Source organism: Streptosporangium sp. NPDC004631 (genome assembly GCF_053601935.1).
The window spans coordinates 13,208-31,542 of the sequence record NZ_JBSGCR010000030.1 but is presented as its reverse complement, the minus strand read 5'-3'; the positions used below and the strand labels follow the sequence as shown (position 1 = coordinate 31,542).

Below are 18,335 nucleotides of genomic sequence, written 5' to 3'. Positions count from 1 at the left end.
CATGCCCCTGATCGTCGTCACCACCTCGCCCCGGGTCGCTCCGGGGCTGCTCAGCCGTCGCGCGTGGCAGGTTCTGGCGGACGGCCCGGTGCGCACCGGGTCGGCGGACCATCCGCACCTGCCCTATCTCGCCGAGGCCGGGGTCGCCGTCGAGGTCGTCGTGCCGGACCCGGCGGCGCTGGTCCGCCGGGCCCGCGACGAGACCGTCGTGTGGCTGGAGGCCGACGAGGCGCTGATGCGCGCCATCGGCTACGCCGCGGTCGCGCTCGACGACCCGCCGACGATCGAGGTCGTGCCGGGTTCGTACGACCTGCCGGGGGCGCGGCTGCTCGACCTGGTCGCGGTGATGGACCGCCTCCGGGTCGACTGCCCCTGGGACGCCCGGCAGACCCACGAGTCGCTGGTGCCCTACCTCCTCGAAGAGGCGTACGAGGTGCTGGAGACCATCGAGGCGGGTGACCACGCCGCGCTGCGCGAGGAGCTCGGCGACCTGCTCCTCCAGGTGGTCTTCCACGCCCGGGTCGCCCGCGACCGCCCCGACGGGTTCGACGTCGACGACGTGGCCGACGGGATCGTCGCCAAGCTCGTCCGCCGTCACCCGCACGTGTTCGCCGGCACCAGGGTGGAGGGCGCCCAGGAGGTCGGCGAGAACTGGGAGACCATCAAGGCGGCCGAGCGCGCGGCCAAGAACGGCGGCGACTCCGGTTCGGTGCTGGACGGCGTGCCGATGGGCCAGCCCGCGCTCTCCCTGGCGGCCCAGCTGATCAGACGCGCCGAGCGCGCCGGCGCCCCCGCCGCGCTTCTCCCCGCCTCCCCCGCTAGGGCCGCCGGGCCCGCCACGGCCGACGATCTGGGAGAGCGGCTGCTTGAGCTGGTACGGCAGGCGCACGCGGCCGGCCTCGACCCGGAGACCGAGTTGCGCGCCGTGGCCCGTCTCTACCGCGACCGGGTCCGTGCCTGGGAGTCGGAGACAGGGCGGCCGCACCGCCGTACCGGCGGCTAGCTCGATAGGCTGCCAGGGCAAACTGTCCTGCGACTTTAGGAGCACTTCGTGGCTTCCATCGAGGGTGTCACCGCCCGAGAGATCCTTGACTCCAGGGGCAACCCGACGGTTGAGGTCGACATCCTGCTGGACGACGGCAGTGAGGGGCGTGCGGCGGTTCCGAGCGGCGCGTCCACCGGTCAGTTCGAGGCCGTGGAGCTGCGTGACGGTGGCCGGCGTTACGGCGGCAAGGGCGTCGAGAAGGCCGTGCTCGGGGTGACCGACGAGATCGCCGACGAGATTCTTGGATTCGACGCCGCCGAGCAGCGCAGCGTCGACCAGGTGATGATCGACCTTGACGGCACACCGAACAAGGCCAGGCTGGGCGCCAACGCCATTCTGGGCGTCTCCCTGGCCGTGGCCAAGGCCGCCGCCGAGAGCGCCGAGCTGCCGCTCTTCCGCTATCTCGGCGGGCCGAACGCGCACGTGCTGCCCGTCCCGATGATGAACATCCTCAACGGGGGCGCGCACGCCGACACCAACGTGGACATCCAGGAGTTCATGATCGCACCCGTGGGCGCCGAGACGTTCCGCGAGGCCGTGCGCATGGGCACCGAGGTCTACCACGCGCTCAAGGCCGTGCTGAGGGAGAAGGGCTACGGCACCGGCCTGGGCGACGAGGGCGGCTTCGCGCCGAGCCTGCCGTCCAACCGCGACGCGCTCGACCTGATCCTGGTCGCCATCGAGAAGGCCGGATACCTGCCCGGTCAGGACGTCGCGCTGGCCCTGGACGTGGCTGCCTCGGAGTTCCACTCCGACGGCGTCTACACCATCGACGGCAAGGGGCTGTCGTCCACCGAGCTGATCGCCTTCTACGAGGACCTGGTCGCGAACTATCCGCTGGTCTCCATCGAGGACCCGCTGGACGAGGACGACTGGGAGGGCTGGAACGCCATCACCGGTGCCCTCGGTGACAAGGTGCAGCTCGTCGGCGACGACCTGTTCGTGACCAACCCCGAGCGCCTGGCCCGGGGCATCGCCGAGGGCACCGCCAACGCGCTGCTGGTCAAGGTCAACCAGATCGGCACGCTGACCGAGACCCTCGACGCGGTGGACCTGGCCCACCGCAGTGGTTACCGCTGCATGATGAGCCACCGCTCGGGTGAGACCGAGGACACCACGATCGCCGACCTGGCCGTGGCCACCAACTGCGGCCAGATCAAGACCGGCGCCCCGGCCCGCTCCGACCGCGTGGCCAAGTACAACCAGCTGCTCCGCATCGAGGAGCTGCTCGACGACGCCGCCCGTTACGCGGGTCGCACGGCTTTCCCGCGCTTCCAGCGGTAGTTTCGCACTGTACGGCTTGCGCCCGATTTGATCGGGCGCGAGTCGTGCCGCGAGGCGGGCCGTCCGATTCCGGAGGACGTCGCAGGATATTGCCGGACATGGCCGGATTTACCGGACGTGGCCGGGACGCCGTCGGGGCGCCCGGAGCCCCCGCGGGCCGACCCGCCGGGCAACCGGGCAGAGCACGGAGGGGGAGGGGCGTGTGGCGAAACGGCCGCAGCTGACGGGACGGGCCGCGGTGCTCGCGGTCGTGGTGTGCGCGATCGCGATGAGCCTCGCCTACCCGGTCAGGGAGTACGTCGCGCAGCGCCGCGACATCGCCCAGCTCGAACAGCAGCAGGCCAGGGAGCTCGCCGCGATCAAGGAGCAGGAGGATCGCAGCAGGCAGCTCATGGACCCCGGCTACACCAGGCGGCTGGCCAGGGAGCGGCTCTTCTACTGCGACCCCGGCAAGAAGTGCTACGTCGTCATGAACGAACGGCCCGCCCAGGGCAAGGGCGCGACCGCGGCCAAGAAGATCGCCAGGCCGCCCTGGTACCAGACGCTCTGGGAGTCGGTCGAGGCCGCCGACACCGGTAACGGCAAGAAGGCGGCCGAGGCCGGCGGATGACCCCGATAACCTGGATGTCGTCTTTCAGGGGGGTGTCACGGATGGTGGACGACCGCGATGTGGCGGCGGTGGAGCGGCAGCTCGGCCGGGCGCCGCGCGGCCTGCGGGCGGTGGCGCACCGCTGCCCGTGCGGGCTGCCCGACGTGGTGGAGACCGCGCCCCGCCTGCCCGACGGGTCGCCGTTCCCGACGCTGTTCTACCTCACCTGCCCGAGGGCCGCCTCGGCCATCGGCAGGCTGGAGACCTCGGGGATGATGCGGGCCATGCAGGCCAGGCTCGCCGAGGATCCCGATCTGGCCGGGGCCTACCGGGCCGCCCACGACGACTACGTCGCGCGCCGTGACAAGGCCGCCGCCGAGGACGGCCTGGAGCCGCTGCCCAGGGACATGCAGAGCACAGGGGGGATGCCCTCCCGGGTCAAGTGCCTGCACGCCCTGGTCGGGCACGAGCTCGCGGCGCCCGGAACCAACCCGTTCGGCCGCGAGGCCCTCGACGCGCTCGGCGAGTGGTGGGCCGGCGGACCGTGCTGTCCGGCCGAGCCGCGCGGCGAGCCGGACGAGCCCCGGAGCCACCCGGGGCCCGGAGTGAAACCGACCACGAACACCCACGAGGAGAGCACGTGACCCGTGTCGCCGCGATCGACTGTGGCACCAACTCCGTCCGCCTGCTCATCGCGGACATCTGGGCCGACACCCTGACCGACGTCGAGCGGCGGATGGAGATCGTCCGGCTGGGACAGGGGGTGGACCGCACCGGCCGGCTGGCCCCGGAGGCCCTGGAGCGCACCTTCACCGCGATGCGCGGCTACGCCGAGCTCATCGAGCGGCACGGGGTCCGGGCCGTTCGCGTGGTGGCCACCAGCGCCACCAGGGACGCCGCCAACCGGGAGGACTTCGCGGCCGGTGTGCGCGAGATCTTCGGGGTGGAGCCCGAGGTGATCACGGGGGCCGAGGAGGCCGAGCTCTCCTTCACCGGCGCCACCCACGACCTGGTACGGCTCTCGCCGGAGACCGGCCTGCCCACCCCGGAGGGCACCCGGCCGCCCTATCTCGTGTTCGACATCGGTGGTGGCTCCACCGAGTTCGTGATCGGCTCGACGCACGTGGAGGCCGCGCTCTCGGTGGACATCGGCTGCGTCCGGCTGACCGAGCGGCACCTGCGGGGCGCCGTCGCCCCACCGCCGCCCGGAGTGGTCGAGGCGATGACCGCCGACATCGACGACGCGCTCGACCGGGTCGCCGAGAAGGTCCCCGTGGAACGGGCGCTGACCCTGGTCGGCCTCGCGGGCTCCGTCACCACCGTCGCGGGAATGGCGCTTGACCTGCCCGGATATGACCCGCATAAAATTCACCATTCGCGAATTGCGGCGGATCGCGTCCATGACATCTCCCGCCGCCTATTGGAGATGACCCACGACGAGCGGGCCGCGATTGCTGTGATGCACCCCGGCCGGGTCGACGTGATCGGGGCCGGAGCCCTCATTCTGGACCGAATCCTGCGGCGGTACGGCTTCGCCGAAGTGGTCGTCAGTGAGCGCGACATCCTTGACGGGATCGCCTGGTCGGTGGCCAAACCCTCCTAGCGTCTAGACAACCGTCTTATTGATGGCGTATTGAGAGATCGTTCCGTTCATGGTTAGGTAAAGAAGCTTTAGCGAGGCTTTGCCGTGGGGCCCGGCACAGCTGGTGTCGGGGCGGCAACCGTCTCCGTAGCGCATTAGCCTCCCAACGAAACGGAGCATCCCCTCATGAAGTCCGGACTAGCACGCAGGCTAGCCGCAACGGGAGCCGGCGCGGCCATGCTGGCGACGATGGCGACAGGTCTGCTGGCGTCGCCCGCGGCGGCGGCCAGTGGATCCAACCAGACGGCCGCCTCGGCCGTCGCCGCGCCGAGGCCCTCGGTCTCGGCCGGCACCCCCAAGGTGTCCCTCTCCAACCCCGCGGGCCGGTGCCCGACCAAGGTGACGTTCACCTCGAAGATCAAGGTGAAGGCCGTCGCGGGCAGGACCACGGTCGCCTACCGCTGGCTGCGTGGAGACGGGTCCAAGAGCAACGTCAAGACCCTCACCCTGAAGGGGAAGGGCAGCAAGAGCGTCACGGTCGCGGAGAGGACCACCTTCAAGGGGTCCGTCAAGGGCTGGCAGGCGCTCCAGGTCCTGGCGCCGCGCGCCGTCACCTCGGGCAAGGGCTACTTCAAGGTCTCCTGTGGCGGCGACGACCGGGGTGACGACAAGCGCGTCATCCAGCCCGGCATCGGCGCCCAGCTCTGGGTCGACGAGGGCAACTGTGAGGCGGCCCTGATCGGTCGCATCACCGCCTCCAGCCCGAGCTGGGTGCACTACCGCTGGGTCGTCAACGGGGAGGTCGTCGACCGCGACGCCGTCCGCGTCGAGGGTTCCCGCAAGGTCGTTCACGTGATCAGGCCGCATGAGAACCTGCGCGGCTGGGCGGCTCTGGAGATCGTGGACCCGGTCCGCAACTCCTCCAACCGCGTCGGCTTCAAGATCTGGTGCAAGGACGAGGCGCCGAAGGTCACGGCCTCCGTCAGCGCCCCGGACCTCTACGACGGCACCTGCCCGACCACCCGGGCCTTCACCGGCACGATCAGCGTCTCGCACGGTCGTGGCACCGTGAAGTACCGCTGGATCCGTAACGGTGTCCCCGGTGGCTGGGAGACCGTCTCCTTCGACGGCCGCGGCTACCAGGCTCGCGGCGTGTCCGACTCCTGGACCGCCTCGGAGTCCGGGACCGCCAAGCGGGCCATCGAGCTCTACAACGGTTCGACCACCGGCACCGTCGAGGGCAAGGTGACCTGCAAGACCGTCCCGGCCCCGAGCACCCCGACTCCGAGCGCCCCGCCCGCGTAGGGCGACGTCCATCGGCCAGGAGGCACTTCGCGGCAAGGCGCGGGGCAGGAGGGGGCCGGCCGACGCCGAGCCCCGCCTGAGGAGCGTCAGGTGAAGGAGGGGCGGCCCCGCATCCGGCGGGCGCCGCCCTTTCGCGTTCCCGCCTCCGTGTACCGTCCTCGCGCCCCGTCCTTCTCGTGCTCCCGTCCTTCGCGCGTTCCCGCCCTTCGGGTGTCTCCTCCTCCCCTTGACGTCTCCGCCGTCTCGCGGCGCGCGGTGATGCCACGACGGCCGTCGTGGCACGATCGCGGGTATGAGCTTCGTTCCTCCCGGCTCCGGGTGGCCCGGCGACCCCGCCCGGCCCGACACCCCGGTGGCCGGCGACCCCGCCCAGGTGAGGCGGCTCGCGGAGGCGAGCCGTACCCTCGGTGAACTCACCGCCCGGCAGTCCGTCTGCCGGGCCTGCCCGCGCCTGGTGGCGTGGCGCGAGGAGGTGGCGACGGTCAAGCGGCGGGCGTTCGTCACGGAGACCTACTGGGGGCGTCCCATCGCGGGCTGGGGGGAGGAGAGACCCGAGGTCCTCATCGTGGGGCTGGCCCCGGCGGCGCACGGCGGGAACCGCACCGGGCGGATCTTCACCGGAGACCGCAGCGGTGACTGGCTGTTCGCCTCGCTCCACCGGACGGGCCTGGCCGTACAGGAGACCAGTGTCCACGCGGGAGACGGGCAGCGCCTCGTGGGGGCCCGCATGCTGGCCGCCGTGCGGTGCGCCCCGCCGGCCAACAAGCCCGAGCCGTCGGAGCGGGTGGCCTGCCTCCCCTGGCTGGCCAGGGAGGTGGCGCTGGTGGCCGGCAGCGTGCGGGTGGTGGTCGCCTTGGGCGGCTTCGCCTGGCAGGCGATCTGGCCGGCGTTGAGGGACGCCGGATACGCGCTGCCGAGCCCGCGTCCGCTCTTCGGGCACGGTGTGGAGGTGGAGATCTCCCGGGAGGGGACCGCCGCCCGTCTGCTGGGGTGCTACCACCCCAGCCAGCAGAATACCTTCACCGGCCGGGTGACCGCCGAGATGCTCGACCGGCTCTTCGCCAGGGCGAACGCGCTCCGCGCCTTGTGAATTCGATCACAAGGCCCGTCATCCGACGAATATTCGCCGAACTTTCCTCTAGAAGAGGGGGGTGATCTTCTAAATACGGAAACTGTGTCGCAAATTGCCCAAGACGGTCGTGGCGATCCCTGTGGAGGGGACATATGCTTGTGAAAGCTTTCACAAGCCCCGGACCTAAGGATGGCGTTCCCAGTGAACCGCAACTCCAAGCACATCGTGGTCGTCGGCGGGGGCTACGTCGGTCTCTACACCGTGCTGCGCCTGCAGCACACGCTCCGCAGGGAACTGCGCGACGGCAGTGTCCGCGTCACCGTCCTCACCCCCGAATCCCACATGACCTACCAACCCTTCCTGCCGGAGGCCGCGGCGGGGAACCTCTCGCCCCGGCACGTGGTGGTCCCGCTCCGCCGGGTGCTGCCGAGGGCGACGATCCTCAACGGCAAGGTCTCCAGGGTCGACCACGCGGCCAAGTCCGTCACCTTCGCGCCGAACGTCGGCACCTCGCACGACATCGGCTACGACATCCTCGTCATGGCCGCCGGCTCGGTCTCCCGCACGCTCCCCATCCCCGGCCTCGCCGACGCCGCCATCGGCTTCAAGACGGTCGGCGAGTCGATCGCGCTGCGCAACCGGGTGCTGGAGCTCCTCGACCGGGCCGAGACCGACGAGGACGAGGCCCTGCGCCGCCGGGCGCTGACGTTCGTCGTGGTCGGCGGCGGCTTCGCGGGTGTCGAGGCGCTCGCCGAGCTGGAGGACATGGCGGTCGACGCGACCCGTTACTACCACAACCTCTCCCGCCGGGACATGCGCTGGATCCTCGTCGAGGCGACCGACCGCATCCTTCCCGAGGTCGGCCCCGAGATGGGCAGATGGACCGCGGAGCAGCTCCGTGAGCGCGGCATCGAGGTCAAGCTGAACACCCGCCTCGACTCCTGCGTGGGCGGCCTGGTGAAGCTCTCCAACGGCGAGGAGTTCGAGTCGGCCACCATCGTGTGGACCGCCGGGGTCAAGCCCAGCCCGATCGCGGGCGCGGGTGACCTTCCCCTGGACGAGCGCGGCCGGATCAAGACGACCACCCGCCTGACCGTGGCCGGGGTCCAGGACGCCTTCTGCGCCGGAGACGTGGCGGGGGTGCCCGACGTGACCAACCCGGGCCAGTACTGCGCGCCCAACGCCCAGCACGCCGTACGGCAGGCCAGGGTGCTCGCCGACAACATCACCCGCAGGCTCCGCGGCGAGCCGCTGGTCGAGTACCGGCACAGGTATGTCGGGTCGGTCGCGGGGCTGGGTCTCCACAAGGGGGTCGCCAACGTCTATGGGATCAAGCTCCGCGGGTTCCCCGCCTGGTTCATGCACCGCACCTATCACCTGTCGCGGGTGCCCACCCTCAACCGCAAGGTCCGCGTGGTGATGGACTGGACCCTGGCGCTGTTCTTCAAGCGGGAGACCGTTTCGCTCGGCGAGATCGAGGCCCCGCGCAGCGAGTTCCGTAAGGCGGCATCGTCCTGATCGTCACCGAAGATCCATCTTTCTTCCCCTGAGGTTCCCCGTCCCCGCGGCCGCGCTCTCCGGCCGCGGGGTCACCTCTCCGGCGCACGTGACATGCTTCCACGTGCTCATACGAGAAAGCGGTCCACGGCTGGAACGCCTCATCACGGGTCCGTGTGACGCCTGATACAAAGTTGTGCTCCTCGGATGAGTGGTCAGTTACGTATGATTGCGGCGTCCCCGTAGCCCAATGGCAGAGGCAAACCCCTTAAAAGGGTTAGAGTGAGGGTTCGAGTCCCTCCGGGGGCACTCGTGTTGATCTGCGGAATCAAGCCCGTGACCGGCGAAAACGTCGGCACGGGCTGTTCTGTGTCACCCCGCTGTCCACGGCTGTCACCCAGCGTCGCGGGCGACCAGGGCGAATGGATGATCGGGTTTCTCCGCCCGGCCCGGCATTGGACCGTTCTTTGCGGGAACGGCGTCGGCCTTCGTGTGAACCGCACGGGAAATCAGGGCGCCGGCGTCTTTCCCCGGCCGGGGATCGGTCGGCCCGGGCGCGTTCCGTAGGAAAGTTCCGGGGTGACACGGCGGGTTCACTGGCGATAACGGAATGTGGTTACTGTCGCATGGTTTCGGGATGGTTCGTACCTGTTGCGGGGTGATTCGCGGTTTCCGGTGCTGACGTTTATCGAGAGTCGGTATAAAATGGTAACCATGGGTGATGAAGGGAACCTGGGCGAGGTGCTGCGGGCCAACGGGGTCGCCCGGCAGGTGATCGCCGCACTCGGCGACAAATGGTCCATCCTGGTGATCGCCGCGCTCGGGGACGGGGTCCAGCGCTTCTCGGTGCTCAAGGCTCGGGTGGAGGGGATCAACCAACGTATGCTGACCCGGACCCTCCGCGTTCTTGAGCGCGACGGCATCGTCGCGCGCGACGTCCACCCCACCTCCCCGCCCCGGGTGGAGTACACGCTCACCGGGATCGGGCGGGAGTTGCTCGTCACCGTGACCGGCATCTGCGAGTGGGTCCGGTGCCACCGCGACGAGGTGGAGACCTCCCGGCGCCTCTTCGACGAGAGGACCACGGTGTCGCTGTGAGATCGGGAACCGGGAGTGACGATCGTTCGTTGGATCCTTCGGCGGTAGCCGTACGGCCGCTCCCACCGAAAATGGATATGAACACGATACGGCCGTGTGACAACCGATCTAATACGCTGATCGCGTAGGTCGCAGCGTGGAGGCAGCGATGGAGAGTAAGAACCCCGTATTCAGCCGGCAGTCCCATGGCCAGCAGGCCTGGGGAACGCCGACCCCCGACCAGCTCCGAGGTATGTACGACGCACCGTCCTACGCGCCCCCCGCGCAGCGGACGATGACGATCGACGACGTGGTGGTGCGTGGATTCATCACGCTGGGCACCCTCGTCGTCTCCGCCGCGGTGGCCTGGGCGCTCAACCTCGGGCAGGGGGCGTTGATCGCGGGTGCGCTCATCGGCCTGGTGCTCGCGCTGATCGTCTCGTTCAAGCAGAGCACGAACCCGGTGCTGATCCTCGGCTACTCGGTCTCCTACGGTGTGGCCATCGGTGTGGTCAGTCACATCTACAACGACCTGTACAACGGCATCGTCTTCCAGGCGGTGGTCGGCACGGCGCTCGCCTTCGCCGCCATGCTGACGGTGTACTCGCTGCGCATCATCCGGGTCACGCCGAAGTTCACCAAGTTCGTCGTCGCGGCGGGTCTCGGTCTGATGGGCCTGATGCTGATCAACCTGGTGGCGGGCTTCTTCATCGCCGACGGCATCGGCATCCGCTCCGGCGGCCCGCTGGCGTACGTGTTCAGCATCGCGGCGATTCTGATCGGCTGCTTCTTCCTGCTCCTCGACTTCGACGCGGTCGAGCAGGGTGTGCGGGCCGGGGCCCCGGAGAAGTACTCCTGGCTCATGGCCTTCGGTCTGACCGTCACCCTGGTCTGGATCTACCTGGAGATTCTGCGCCTGCTGAGCTACTTCACCAGCAGCGACTAGCGGACGGATGAGGACCCCCGCCGGAGTTCGCTCCGGCGGGGGTTCTTCCTTTCCCACGGCTGCCGTGCGGCCTCTCGCGGCTGCCGCACGGCAGGTGGGCGGCAGGTGGGCGGCGGGCGGACGGTAATCGTCGGACGGTCCCACGGCCGGACCCGAGAAGAACGGGGAGCGGGCGCCGAGTGACGGAAAATGGTGGGGGACCCGGTTGTGAGGGCTTGCCATCTGGGAGTTCGTGAGGCACTGTCAAGCAAAGGAGCTCTATCCGTGGAGGTGCCCATGTCGTTGAACCACTCACCGGAGACGCAGAGCAAGCTGATCGCCAGGGTCTCGGACATCACCGGACGCGCACTCCCAGAGTGGTTTCAAGCCATCGACAACGGCCCGTCTTTCCTGCGTTGTGAAGAGCGTGCCAACTGGCTCGCCGACGAGCACGGGCTGACCCACGGCTACGCGGCCGCCATCGTGCGCGAGCACGAGCGGCACCGCCGCAGCCGCTATCTGTAAGCCGCCGACCACCTCTCCGCGAGCCCGCGCCTCCGCCCGGCGGTGCGGGCTTTCGCCTGCCCGGCCGCCCGGCCATCATGGGATCATGGAACTCGACAGAGCGCGTGACTTCATCCGCGACAACCATCGCGCGGTCCTGCTGACCCGGCACGCCGACGGGCGACCGCAGATGTCCCCGGTCACCGTGGGGCTGGACGCCGAGGGACGTGCGGTCGTCAGCAGCCGGGAGACCGCGGCCAAGGTCCGCAACCTCCGCGTGGACCCCCGGGCGGTGCTCTGCGTCACCACCGACGCCTTCTTCGGCCCGTGGGTTCAGATCGAGGGCGACACGGAGGTCGTCCCACTGCCCGAGGCGATGGAGCCGCTGGTGAACTACTACCGGGACATCTCCGGCGAGCACCCCGACTGGGACGAGTACCGCTCGACCATGGAGCGGGACCGGCGGGTGATCCTGAGGATCGAGATCACCCGCGCCGGTCCCGACGTCCACGGCTGAACCGCCCGACGCCTGCGGGCGCGTCCGGGCGTTCCGGGCCGGCGGACAGGCCGTCAGCCCGGTGAGGGCATGTGGTCACCGCACTAGGCGAGGCGCTCCAGGACCATGGCCATGCCCTGGCCGCCGCCCACGCACATGGTCTCCAGGCCGATCGACCGGTCGTGGAAGCGGAGACTGTTGATCAGGGTGGAGGTGATCCGGGCACCGGTCATCCCGAACGGGTGCCCCACCGCGATGGCGCCGCCGTTGACGTTGAGCCGGTCGAGATCGACGCCGAGATCCCGGTAGGACGGCACGACCTGGGCGGCGAACGCCTCGTTGATCTCCACCAGGTCCACGTCGCCGATGGACATGCCCGCCCGCGCCAGCGCCTGCCGGGAGGCCTCGACCGGCCCCAGCCCCATGATCTCGGGGGACAGGCCGGTCACGCCGGTAGAGACGATCCGGGCCAGGGGGGTGATGCCCAGCTCGGCGGCCCTGGTGTCGCTCATCACGATCACCGCGGCGGCGCCGTCGTTCAGCGGGCAGCAGTTGGCGGCCGTGACCGTGCCGTCCGGACGGAAGACCGGCTTGAGCTGGGAGACCGTCTCGTAGGTGGTGCCCGCCCGCGGGCCGTCGTCCTTGCCGACCACGGTCCCGTCGGGCAGGGTCACCGGGGTGATGTCCTGCTCCCAGAAGCCGTTGGCGATCGCCTGCTCGGCCAGGTTCTGGGAGCGGACGCCGAACTCGTCCTGCTCCCGGCGGGACACGCCCTTCAACCCGGCGAGGTTCTCCGCGGTCTGGCCCATCGAGATGTAGACGTCGGGCAGGACCCCGTCCTCGCGTGGATCGTGCCAGACCCCGCCGCCGCCCTCGGCGGTCTTGGCCGTGCGGGACCGGGCCTCGCCGAACAGGTCGTTCTGCGTGTCGGGCAGCGAGTCGGAGTCGCCCTTGGCGAGACGGGAGACGCACTCCACTCCCGCCGAGATGAAGACGTCACCCTCACCAGCCTTGATGGCGTGCAGGGCCATCCGGGTGGTCTGCACCGAGGAGGCGCAGTAACGGGTAACGGTGGTGCCGGGCACGGTGTCCAGCCCGAGCAGCGTGGCCACCACGCGGCCGAGGTTGAACCCCTGCTCGCCGCCGGGCAGGCCACAGCCCAGCATCAGGTCGTCGACGGTGGCCGGGTCGAGCTGGGGGACCTTGGCCAGCGCGGCACTGATGATCTGGACGGTCAGGTCGTCGGGACGGATGTCCTTGAGTGATCCCTTGAAGGCACGTCCGATGGGCGAGCGCGCGGTCGCGACGATGACTGCCTCGGGCATATGGCTCTCCTGGGTTGGTTGGTCGCTCCTTTGCGGAGGTTATCTCGCGCCGGATCGGCGGCCACGACCGGGGCGGCCCGGAACAGAACTTTGTACGGGTGCCCGAGAGGCTCCCCCGTACGGGTGCCCGCCCGGCTTCCCCGTACGGGCGCGCGGGACTCCCCGTACGGGTGTCCGCCGGGCGCCCCCGTACGGGGGACGCGGGAATCCTGGACGGGGGGCGGGTCAGCCGTACATGCCGGGGGTGGTTCCGGCGCCGTCCTTGATCCCGTGCAGGCCGCCCGCCTCGTCGCGCCAGGTCCGCCAGCCGTCCTGACTGCCGGTGAACCAGGCGGGGGGCGCCTCGGCCCCGGGCGTCTTCCGGCCGCCGGCCAGGTCGAACTCACAGAGCGAGGCCACCGAGTAGAAGCCCCGGGGCTGGTCCTTCAGCGGGAGCGGCTTGGGGTCGGTGACGCAGAAGGACCAGCCGCGCTCGGTCTTGATCTCGGCGGCCCGGCCGGTGGCCAGATCGAAGGCGGTGCCGGGCCGGCCGTGCTTGAGGAAGCCGAGTTTCTCCATCCGGGCGGGGAAGGCCAGCCACCAGCCCGAGCCGGGGACCTGGGCCGCCGGGATCTGCCCGAGGACCCGGCCGCTCTCGGCGTCCAGCCGGGCGAAGCCGCCGTACCGGCCCTGCCGGTCGACCGGGCGGACCACCGGCGCGAAGCCGGGGCTGCCGCTGGGGTAGACCCGCACCACCGAGGGGCGGATCCAGTTGACCGTGCCGTCGGCGAGCTTGACGGAGAAGAGGCCGAAGGAGGAGACCTTCTCCGTGGCCGGTCTGGTGTAGGGGGCGACGTAGCCGATGAGGTTGTCGTCCGTCGCGCCGAACGACCAGCCGCCCGACATGTCGACCCCGGCGCCGAGCGCCTGTTCGACCGGGAGCCGCCAGGCGAGCTTGCCGGACTTCAGGTCGTGCGCCTCCAGGACGGGGTGCCGGGCCAGGCGGAGGAACACGGCCCGGGAGGCGTCGGACCACTCGACCTCGGCGATGCCGGGGAGCTTCCACATCGGCCTGCCGGTGGCCGGGTCGAGCACGACGATCCGTGCCTTGGCGAGCGCGGTGTGCTCGGAGACGCAGATGAAGGCCCCGCACCGCTGCGGCCCGAACGTGGAGTGCAGGGGGCGGGTCCACCGCTGCGTTCCGGTCCTCGCGTCGCGGCCGATGAGCGTGGCGTTCCACCGGCCCGCGCGGGTGGGGTCGACGGCGACCGCGACGGCCTTCCCCTCGCCGGTCTCGACGATCGCCGGGGCCGGAACCCCCATGCCCGGCAGGCGTCCCGCCATGGTCGCGGGGTGGGCCCACAGCTTCCTGCCCGTGGCCAGGTCCAGGGCCACCGTCTCCAGGGTGCCCTCCGGCCGGAGGGAGGTCGTCATGGCGACACCGGCCGCGGCGGTGGTGCGGCTGACCGCGTTCACCTCGCCGTTGTGCCAGGTCGGATGGGGCGGTGTGGCCGCTTCGCTGCCGGAGCAGCCGGCCAGGGACAGGGCTCCGACGAGCACCAGAGCCGCTTTCACGTGAGGCCGGGTCACGGGCATTGCACTCCAATGGGGGCGAGGCGTTACGGCTTCGCCGCGGAGGGTAACCGTGCTCAGGCGTCGTTGGGCAGCACCCCTGGCCTCCGGCGGAACATCATCGCCCACCGTCCGTGGGTTCCGGTTGCTCGGCCGGCGACCTGGGTTGCGGAGACCTCGGCGCCGGGTTCCTCCGCGGCCATGGCCGCCGCGAGGTAAATCGACTCACTGCGTTCGGGGCGTGGTTCGGGCCACAATCCAAACGCGGTGCATACAGAAGGTAGCACCGCGTAAGCAATCTGTAGATAACCTTGGGCAGATGGGTGGTATTGATCGGGTCCGAACATTTCACCCGGATTTGCAGTGAATTCCGCACCGAGCAGATCCGCGAAGGCCACCGTACGGCCGCCGGCCTCGATCACGCAGACCGTCTGGGCCGCGGCGAGCCGGCGGCTCCAGCGCCGGGTCACCCAGCGCAGCGGCTGCGCGATCGGCCTGACGGTGCCGAGATCGGGACAGGTGCCCACGACCACCTCCACCCCCACCTCGCGCAGTCGCCGTACCGCCTTCCCCAGGTGCCGTACCGCCTGCGCGGGCAGCGTCCGCGTGGTGACGTCGTTGGCGCCGATGAAGATCACCGCGATCTCGGGGGTGGACTCCACGGCCTGCTCCACCTGCTCGTCGAGTTCGGCGGAGGCCGCCCCCGACTTGCCGACCACGGTCAGCCGCACCGGCCGCTCGGCGATGACGGCCAGGCCGGTGGCGATCAGCACGCCCGGGGTCTCGGCCGGGTCGGTGGTGCCCAGCCCCACCGAGGTGGAGTCGCCCAGCATGACCAGCCGGATCGGCTCGCCGCCGAAGTCGCCGTAGATCCCGTCCGACGGCGGTCCCTCCATGCCGTGCGGCCGGCCGACGATGCGGCGGGCCAGTTCGGCCTCGGCGAGCAACAGCCCGTAGGTGACCGCGCCGAGCGCGGTCAGCCCTCCTCCTCCCACGGCCGCACCGGCCGCGATGCGCCGGGCGGCCCGCGCCGCCCCCGGTGTCCAGATCACGTTGCCCCCTCGATGAGATGCGACGTCGGCATCCTCGCCGTCCGGGGGGGACGGCGATTGCCGCCTGCCGTACGTGCGGCGTCGGGTGGGTCACTACCTCCTGCCGGGATAGCGGAACATATTTCTGTTTTACCCGCCTACGAGGGTCATTTCGCCTAAGAATCCCTCCGTTGTCCGTCCGGCGGTCGTTTCCGCCCCGCCTCCGCTGTGTTTCCGCCCCGCCTCCGTCGCGGACGGGCCGGGGCTTCGGTCCGCGCTTCGGTAGCGTGGCCTTTGAATCGGTAGCGTGGCCATTGAAAGAGCCGAGCCCCACCCGCCCCCTGGGGGTCACGGCGTTCAACAGACAAGCTCACAAGGCTCTGGTATTTCGAGGTGATCGTCGCGATGCGTGTGCATGACTCGCTCGTTGAACTGATGGGCAACACCCCACTTGTCCGGCTGAACAGGGTGGCGGCCGGATCGCCCGCCCAGGTGCTGGCCAAGGTGGAGTATTTCAATCCGGGTGGTTCGGTGAAGGACCGGATCGCGGTGCGCATGATCGACGCCGCCGAGCGATCCGGAGCGCTGTCTCCCGGCGGCACGATCGTGGAGCCCACCTCGGGCAACACCGGGGTCGGCCTGGCCATCGTGGCGCAGCAGCGTGGATACAAGTGCCTGTTCGTGGTGCCCGACAAGGTGGCGCAGGACAAGATCGCTGTGCTCCGCGCCTACGGGGCCGAGGTCGTGGTCTGCCCGACGGCGGTCTCTCCCGACCATCCGGACTCCTACTACTCCGTCTCCGACCGGCTGGCCAAGGAGACGCCGAACGCCTGGAAGCCCGACCAGTACTCCAACCCGAACAACCCCGACAGCCACTATCACTCCACCGGCCCGGAGATCTGGGAGCAGACCGAGGGGCGTATCACCCACTTCGTGGCGGGTATCGGCACGGGTGGCACGATCAGCGGCGTCGGACGCTACCTCAAGGAGGTCTCCGGCGGCCGGGTGAAGGTCATCGGCGCCGACCCCGAGGGGTCGGTCTACTCCGGCGGCACCGGCCGGCCGTACCTGGTGGAGGGCGTCGGCGAGGACATCTGGCCGGCCACCTACGACACCACCATCTGCGACGAGATCATCGCGGTCTCCGACAAGGACTCCTTCGGCATGACCCGCCGCCTGGCCCGCGAGGAGGCGCTGCTGGTCGGCGGCTCCTGCGGCATGGCGACGGTGGCGGCGCTGCGCGTGGCCAGGCAGGCCGGTCCGGATGACGTGATCGTGGTGCTGCTGCCCGACGGCGGCCGGGGCTACCTGTCGAAGATCTTCAACGACGAGTGGATGGCCGACTACGGCTTCCTGACCACCTCCACCGACGAGGGCCTGGTCAGGGACGTGCTGAACCGCAAGGGCTCCGGCCTGCCCGAGTTCGTGCACACCCATCCGCACGAGTCGGTGGACACCGCCATCTCCATCATGCGGGAGTACGGCGTGTCACAGCTTCCGGTGATGAAGGAGGAACCGCCGGTCATGGTCGCCGAGGTGGTCGGCTCCATCCTGGAGCGCGACCTGCTCGACGCCCTCTACCGGGGCCGGGTGCGGCCGACCGATCCGCTGGCCGAGCACATGTCCCAGCCGCTGCCGATGATCGGCGCGGGTGAGCCGGTCTCCATCGCCGTCGACGCGCTGGAGAAGGCCGACGCCGCGGTCGTCCTGGACGACGGCAAACCCGTCGGCCTGCTCACCCGCCAGGACCTGCTGGCCTTCCTGGTCAACAACCACTAGACCGGCCGGGGTCAGATGGGAAACTCCGCCAGCACCTGCCAGGCGCCCTCCGGGGTGTGACCGGCGGTGAGGCGCCCGCCGAGCGCCTCGACGCGCTCGGCCATGCCGACCAGCCCGAACCCGCCGCCCAGGCGGGAGATCCTGATGTCGGCGGCCGAGCCGTAGTTGCGCACGCGCAGCCACACCCAGGAGGTCCCGGGGCCCGCCTGGTCACGCGGGTCCCGCCTGGCGCCGGGACCCCTGCCGGACCGGGCCCGCTGGTCCGAGCCGTCGCTCAGCCGGAGGTCCGCCTCCACCCAGCCGGCGCCCGGGGCGTGCTTGCGGACATTGGTGAGGCACTCCTGCAGGATCCGGTGGAGGGTGGTCATCACCTCCGGGGCCAGGGTCGAGTCGGTGATGCCCTGGCCGATGTCGAACGAGACCTGGGGGCCGCCGGCCGAGAACCGCTCCACCAGCGTGCGCATGTCCATGAGCGTGGTGCCGGGGGAACGGTCCGCCTGGTCCTCCGCGCGCAGCACGCTGACCAGGCGGCGCATCGAGGTCAGCGCGTCGGCCCCGGCCCCGGCGATCGCGTCCAGCGCGGGGACGACGGCCTCCGGTTTCCCCTCGGCGACGACCTTGGCCGCCTGCGCCTGGACCACGATCCCGGTGATGTGGTGGGCGACCAGGTCGTGCAGTTCCCTGGCGAGTTCCAGCCGTTCGGCCCGCCGTACCGAGCGCACCGCCTCCTTGCGGCGCTCCAGCTGGAAGCGGAGGTAGGCGCCGATCCCGGCGGCGACGGCCCAGCCGACGAAGATGACGAACCCGGTGGCCAGGGCGGGGGCGTCGTCGCGGAGGCGTCCCGCCGCGGTCTCCAGCACGACCATGGACGCCAGGGCGAACAGCCCGGCCCGGCTGATCGGCTCGATCCAGCGCAGCGCGCCGATGGTGAGGATCAGCAGCGACCCGGTCTCGGCCAGGCCGGGCACCGCGCCGACGCGGCTGATCCCGGTGATCAGGGTGAGGACGAACGACGCCCCGAGCAGAACGGTCAGGCCGCCGACCCGCCGGGTACGGCGCCACAGCACGGCCAGGATGCCGACGACGCCGCATATCACGCCCGGCCACATCGTCGGGCCGCTACTCGACGCGGCCATCCCGACGTCGATCAGGAGCAGCAGCAGGAGCCAGCCGATCAACACGATCTCGCTGAGCCGCTGGATCCAGTAGACGACGCGATGGGTCTCCGCCACGGCCACTGAGCCTAACCCCCCGGCTGACCTGGAGTATCAGC

General features: G+C 70.3%; 17 protein-coding genes and 1 tRNA gene. 14 read left to right on the top strand and 4 right to left on the bottom strand.

Annotated elements, in window-relative coordinates:
* Nucleotide 1: 1 nt before the first annotated feature.
* The 13 genes from ACWEF2_RS25260 to ACWEF2_RS25200 all read left to right on the top strand — a co-directional run bounded on the left by ACWEF2_RS25260 (nt 2) and on the right by ACWEF2_RS25200 (nt 11,397).
* Entirely contained in the window at nt 2-1,003 is a 1,002-nt protein-coding gene (locus ACWEF2_RS25260; RefSeq protein WP_453818825.1) for a MazG family protein, read from the top strand.
* A gap of 48 nt (nt 1,004-1,051) precedes the next feature.
* Nucleotides 1,052-2,329, top strand: coding sequence for a phosphopyruvate hydratase (gene eno / locus ACWEF2_RS25255; protein ID WP_453818824.1), 1,278 nt, complete (start codon nt 1,052-1,054; stop codon nt 2,327-2,329).
* 202 nt (nt 2,330-2,531) lie between these two features.
* The gene (locus ACWEF2_RS25250) at nt 2,532-2,939 is read left to right on the top strand and encodes a septum formation initiator family protein (protein ID WP_453818823.1); all 408 of its coding nucleotides are present in this window, start codon (nt 2,532-2,534) and stop codon (nt 2,937-2,939) included.
* A 41-nt stretch (nt 2,940-2,980) separates the two neighbouring features.
* Nucleotides 2,981-3,562: a DUF501 domain-containing protein gene (locus ACWEF2_RS25245; protein ID WP_453818822.1), complete on the top strand. Its 582-nt coding sequence runs from the start codon at nt 2,981-2,983 to the stop codon at nt 3,560-3,562.
* A complete protein-coding gene (locus ACWEF2_RS25240; protein ID WP_453818821.1) occupies nt 3,559-4,521 on the top strand; it encodes a Ppx/GppA phosphatase family protein in 963 nt (320 codons plus the stop codon). Before ACWEF2_RS25245 ends, ACWEF2_RS25240 begins: the two co-directional genes overlap by 4 nt.
* Before the next feature lie 216 nt (nt 4,522-4,737).
* Nucleotides 4,738-5,805, top strand: a complete 1,068-nt coding sequence (locus ACWEF2_RS25235; protein ID WP_453818820.1) for a hypothetical protein — start codon at nt 4,738-4,740, stop codon at nt 5,803-5,805.
* Between the two features lie 292 nt (nt 5,806-6,097).
* Nucleotides 6,098-6,895, top strand: a complete 798-nt coding sequence (locus ACWEF2_RS25230) for a uracil-DNA glycosylase (RefSeq protein ID WP_453818819.1) — start codon at nt 6,098-6,100, stop codon at nt 6,893-6,895.
* Nucleotides 6,896-7,066: 171 nt separating this feature from the next.
* Nucleotides 7,067-8,395, top strand: a complete 1,329-nt coding sequence (locus ACWEF2_RS25225; protein WP_453818818.1) for an NAD(P)/FAD-dependent oxidoreductase — start codon at nt 7,067-7,069, stop codon at nt 8,393-8,395.
* A gap of 215 nt (nt 8,396-8,610) precedes the next feature.
* Nucleotides 8,611-8,683, top strand: a tRNA-Leu gene (locus ACWEF2_RS25220).
* Between the two features lie 405 nt (nt 8,684-9,088).
* On the top strand, nt 9,089-9,472 hold the full coding sequence (locus ACWEF2_RS25215; RefSeq protein ID WP_453818817.1) for a winged helix-turn-helix transcriptional regulator: 384 nt from the start codon (nt 9,089-9,091) through the stop codon (nt 9,470-9,472).
* 148 nt (nt 9,473-9,620) lie between these two features.
* Nucleotides 9,621-10,397 (top strand): Bax inhibitor-1/YccA family protein, encoded by a 777-nt coding sequence (locus ACWEF2_RS25210; protein ID WP_453818816.1) that lies wholly within the window; start codon nt 9,621-9,623, stop codon nt 10,395-10,397.
* A 276-nt stretch (nt 10,398-10,673) separates the two neighbouring features.
* Entirely contained in the window at nt 10,674-10,901 is a 228-nt protein-coding gene (locus ACWEF2_RS25205; protein WP_355595337.1) for a DUF4287 domain-containing protein, read from the top strand.
* Between the two features lie 85 nt (nt 10,902-10,986).
* The gene (locus tag ACWEF2_RS25200; RefSeq protein ID WP_453818815.1) at nt 10,987-11,397 is read left to right on the top strand and encodes a PPOX class F420-dependent oxidoreductase; all 411 of its coding nucleotides are present in this window, start codon (nt 10,987-10,989) and stop codon (nt 11,395-11,397) included.
* Nucleotides 11,398-11,480: 83 nt separating this feature from the next.
* Here ACWEF2_RS25200 and ACWEF2_RS25195 read toward each other — a convergent pair whose 3' ends face one another.
* The 3 genes from ACWEF2_RS25195 to ACWEF2_RS25185 form a co-directional block, all read right to left on the bottom strand.
* Entirely contained in the window at nt 11,481-12,701 is a 1,221-nt protein-coding gene (locus tag ACWEF2_RS25195) for an acetyl-CoA C-acetyltransferase (protein ID WP_453818814.1), read from the bottom strand.
* Between the two features lie 225 nt (nt 12,702-12,926).
* A complete protein-coding gene (locus ACWEF2_RS25190) occupies nt 12,927-14,240 on the bottom strand; it encodes an outer membrane protein assembly factor BamB family protein (RefSeq protein WP_453818813.1) in 1,314 nt (437 codons plus the stop codon).
* Nucleotides 14,241-14,329: 89 nt separating this feature from the next.
* Complete coding sequence (locus ACWEF2_RS25185) at nt 14,330-15,304, bottom strand: SGNH/GDSL hydrolase family protein (RefSeq protein ID WP_453818812.1); 975 nt, start codon at nt 15,302-15,304, stop codon at nt 14,330-14,332.
* 384 nt (nt 15,305-15,688) lie between these two features.
* On the opposite strand from ACWEF2_RS25185, the gene ACWEF2_RS25180 reads away from it, so the two are divergent.
* Complete coding sequence (locus ACWEF2_RS25180) at nt 15,689-17,062, top strand: cystathionine beta-synthase (protein WP_453818811.1); 1,374 nt, start codon at nt 15,689-15,691, stop codon at nt 17,060-17,062.
* Between the two features lie 11 nt (nt 17,063-17,073).
* Here the strand turns inward: ACWEF2_RS25180 and ACWEF2_RS25175 are convergent, their stop codons facing one another.
* Nucleotides 17,074-18,294: a sensor histidine kinase gene (locus ACWEF2_RS25175; protein WP_453818810.1), complete on the bottom strand. Its 1,221-nt coding sequence runs from the start codon at nt 18,292-18,294 to the stop codon at nt 17,074-17,076.
* Nucleotides 18,295-18,335 lie beyond the last annotated feature (41 nt).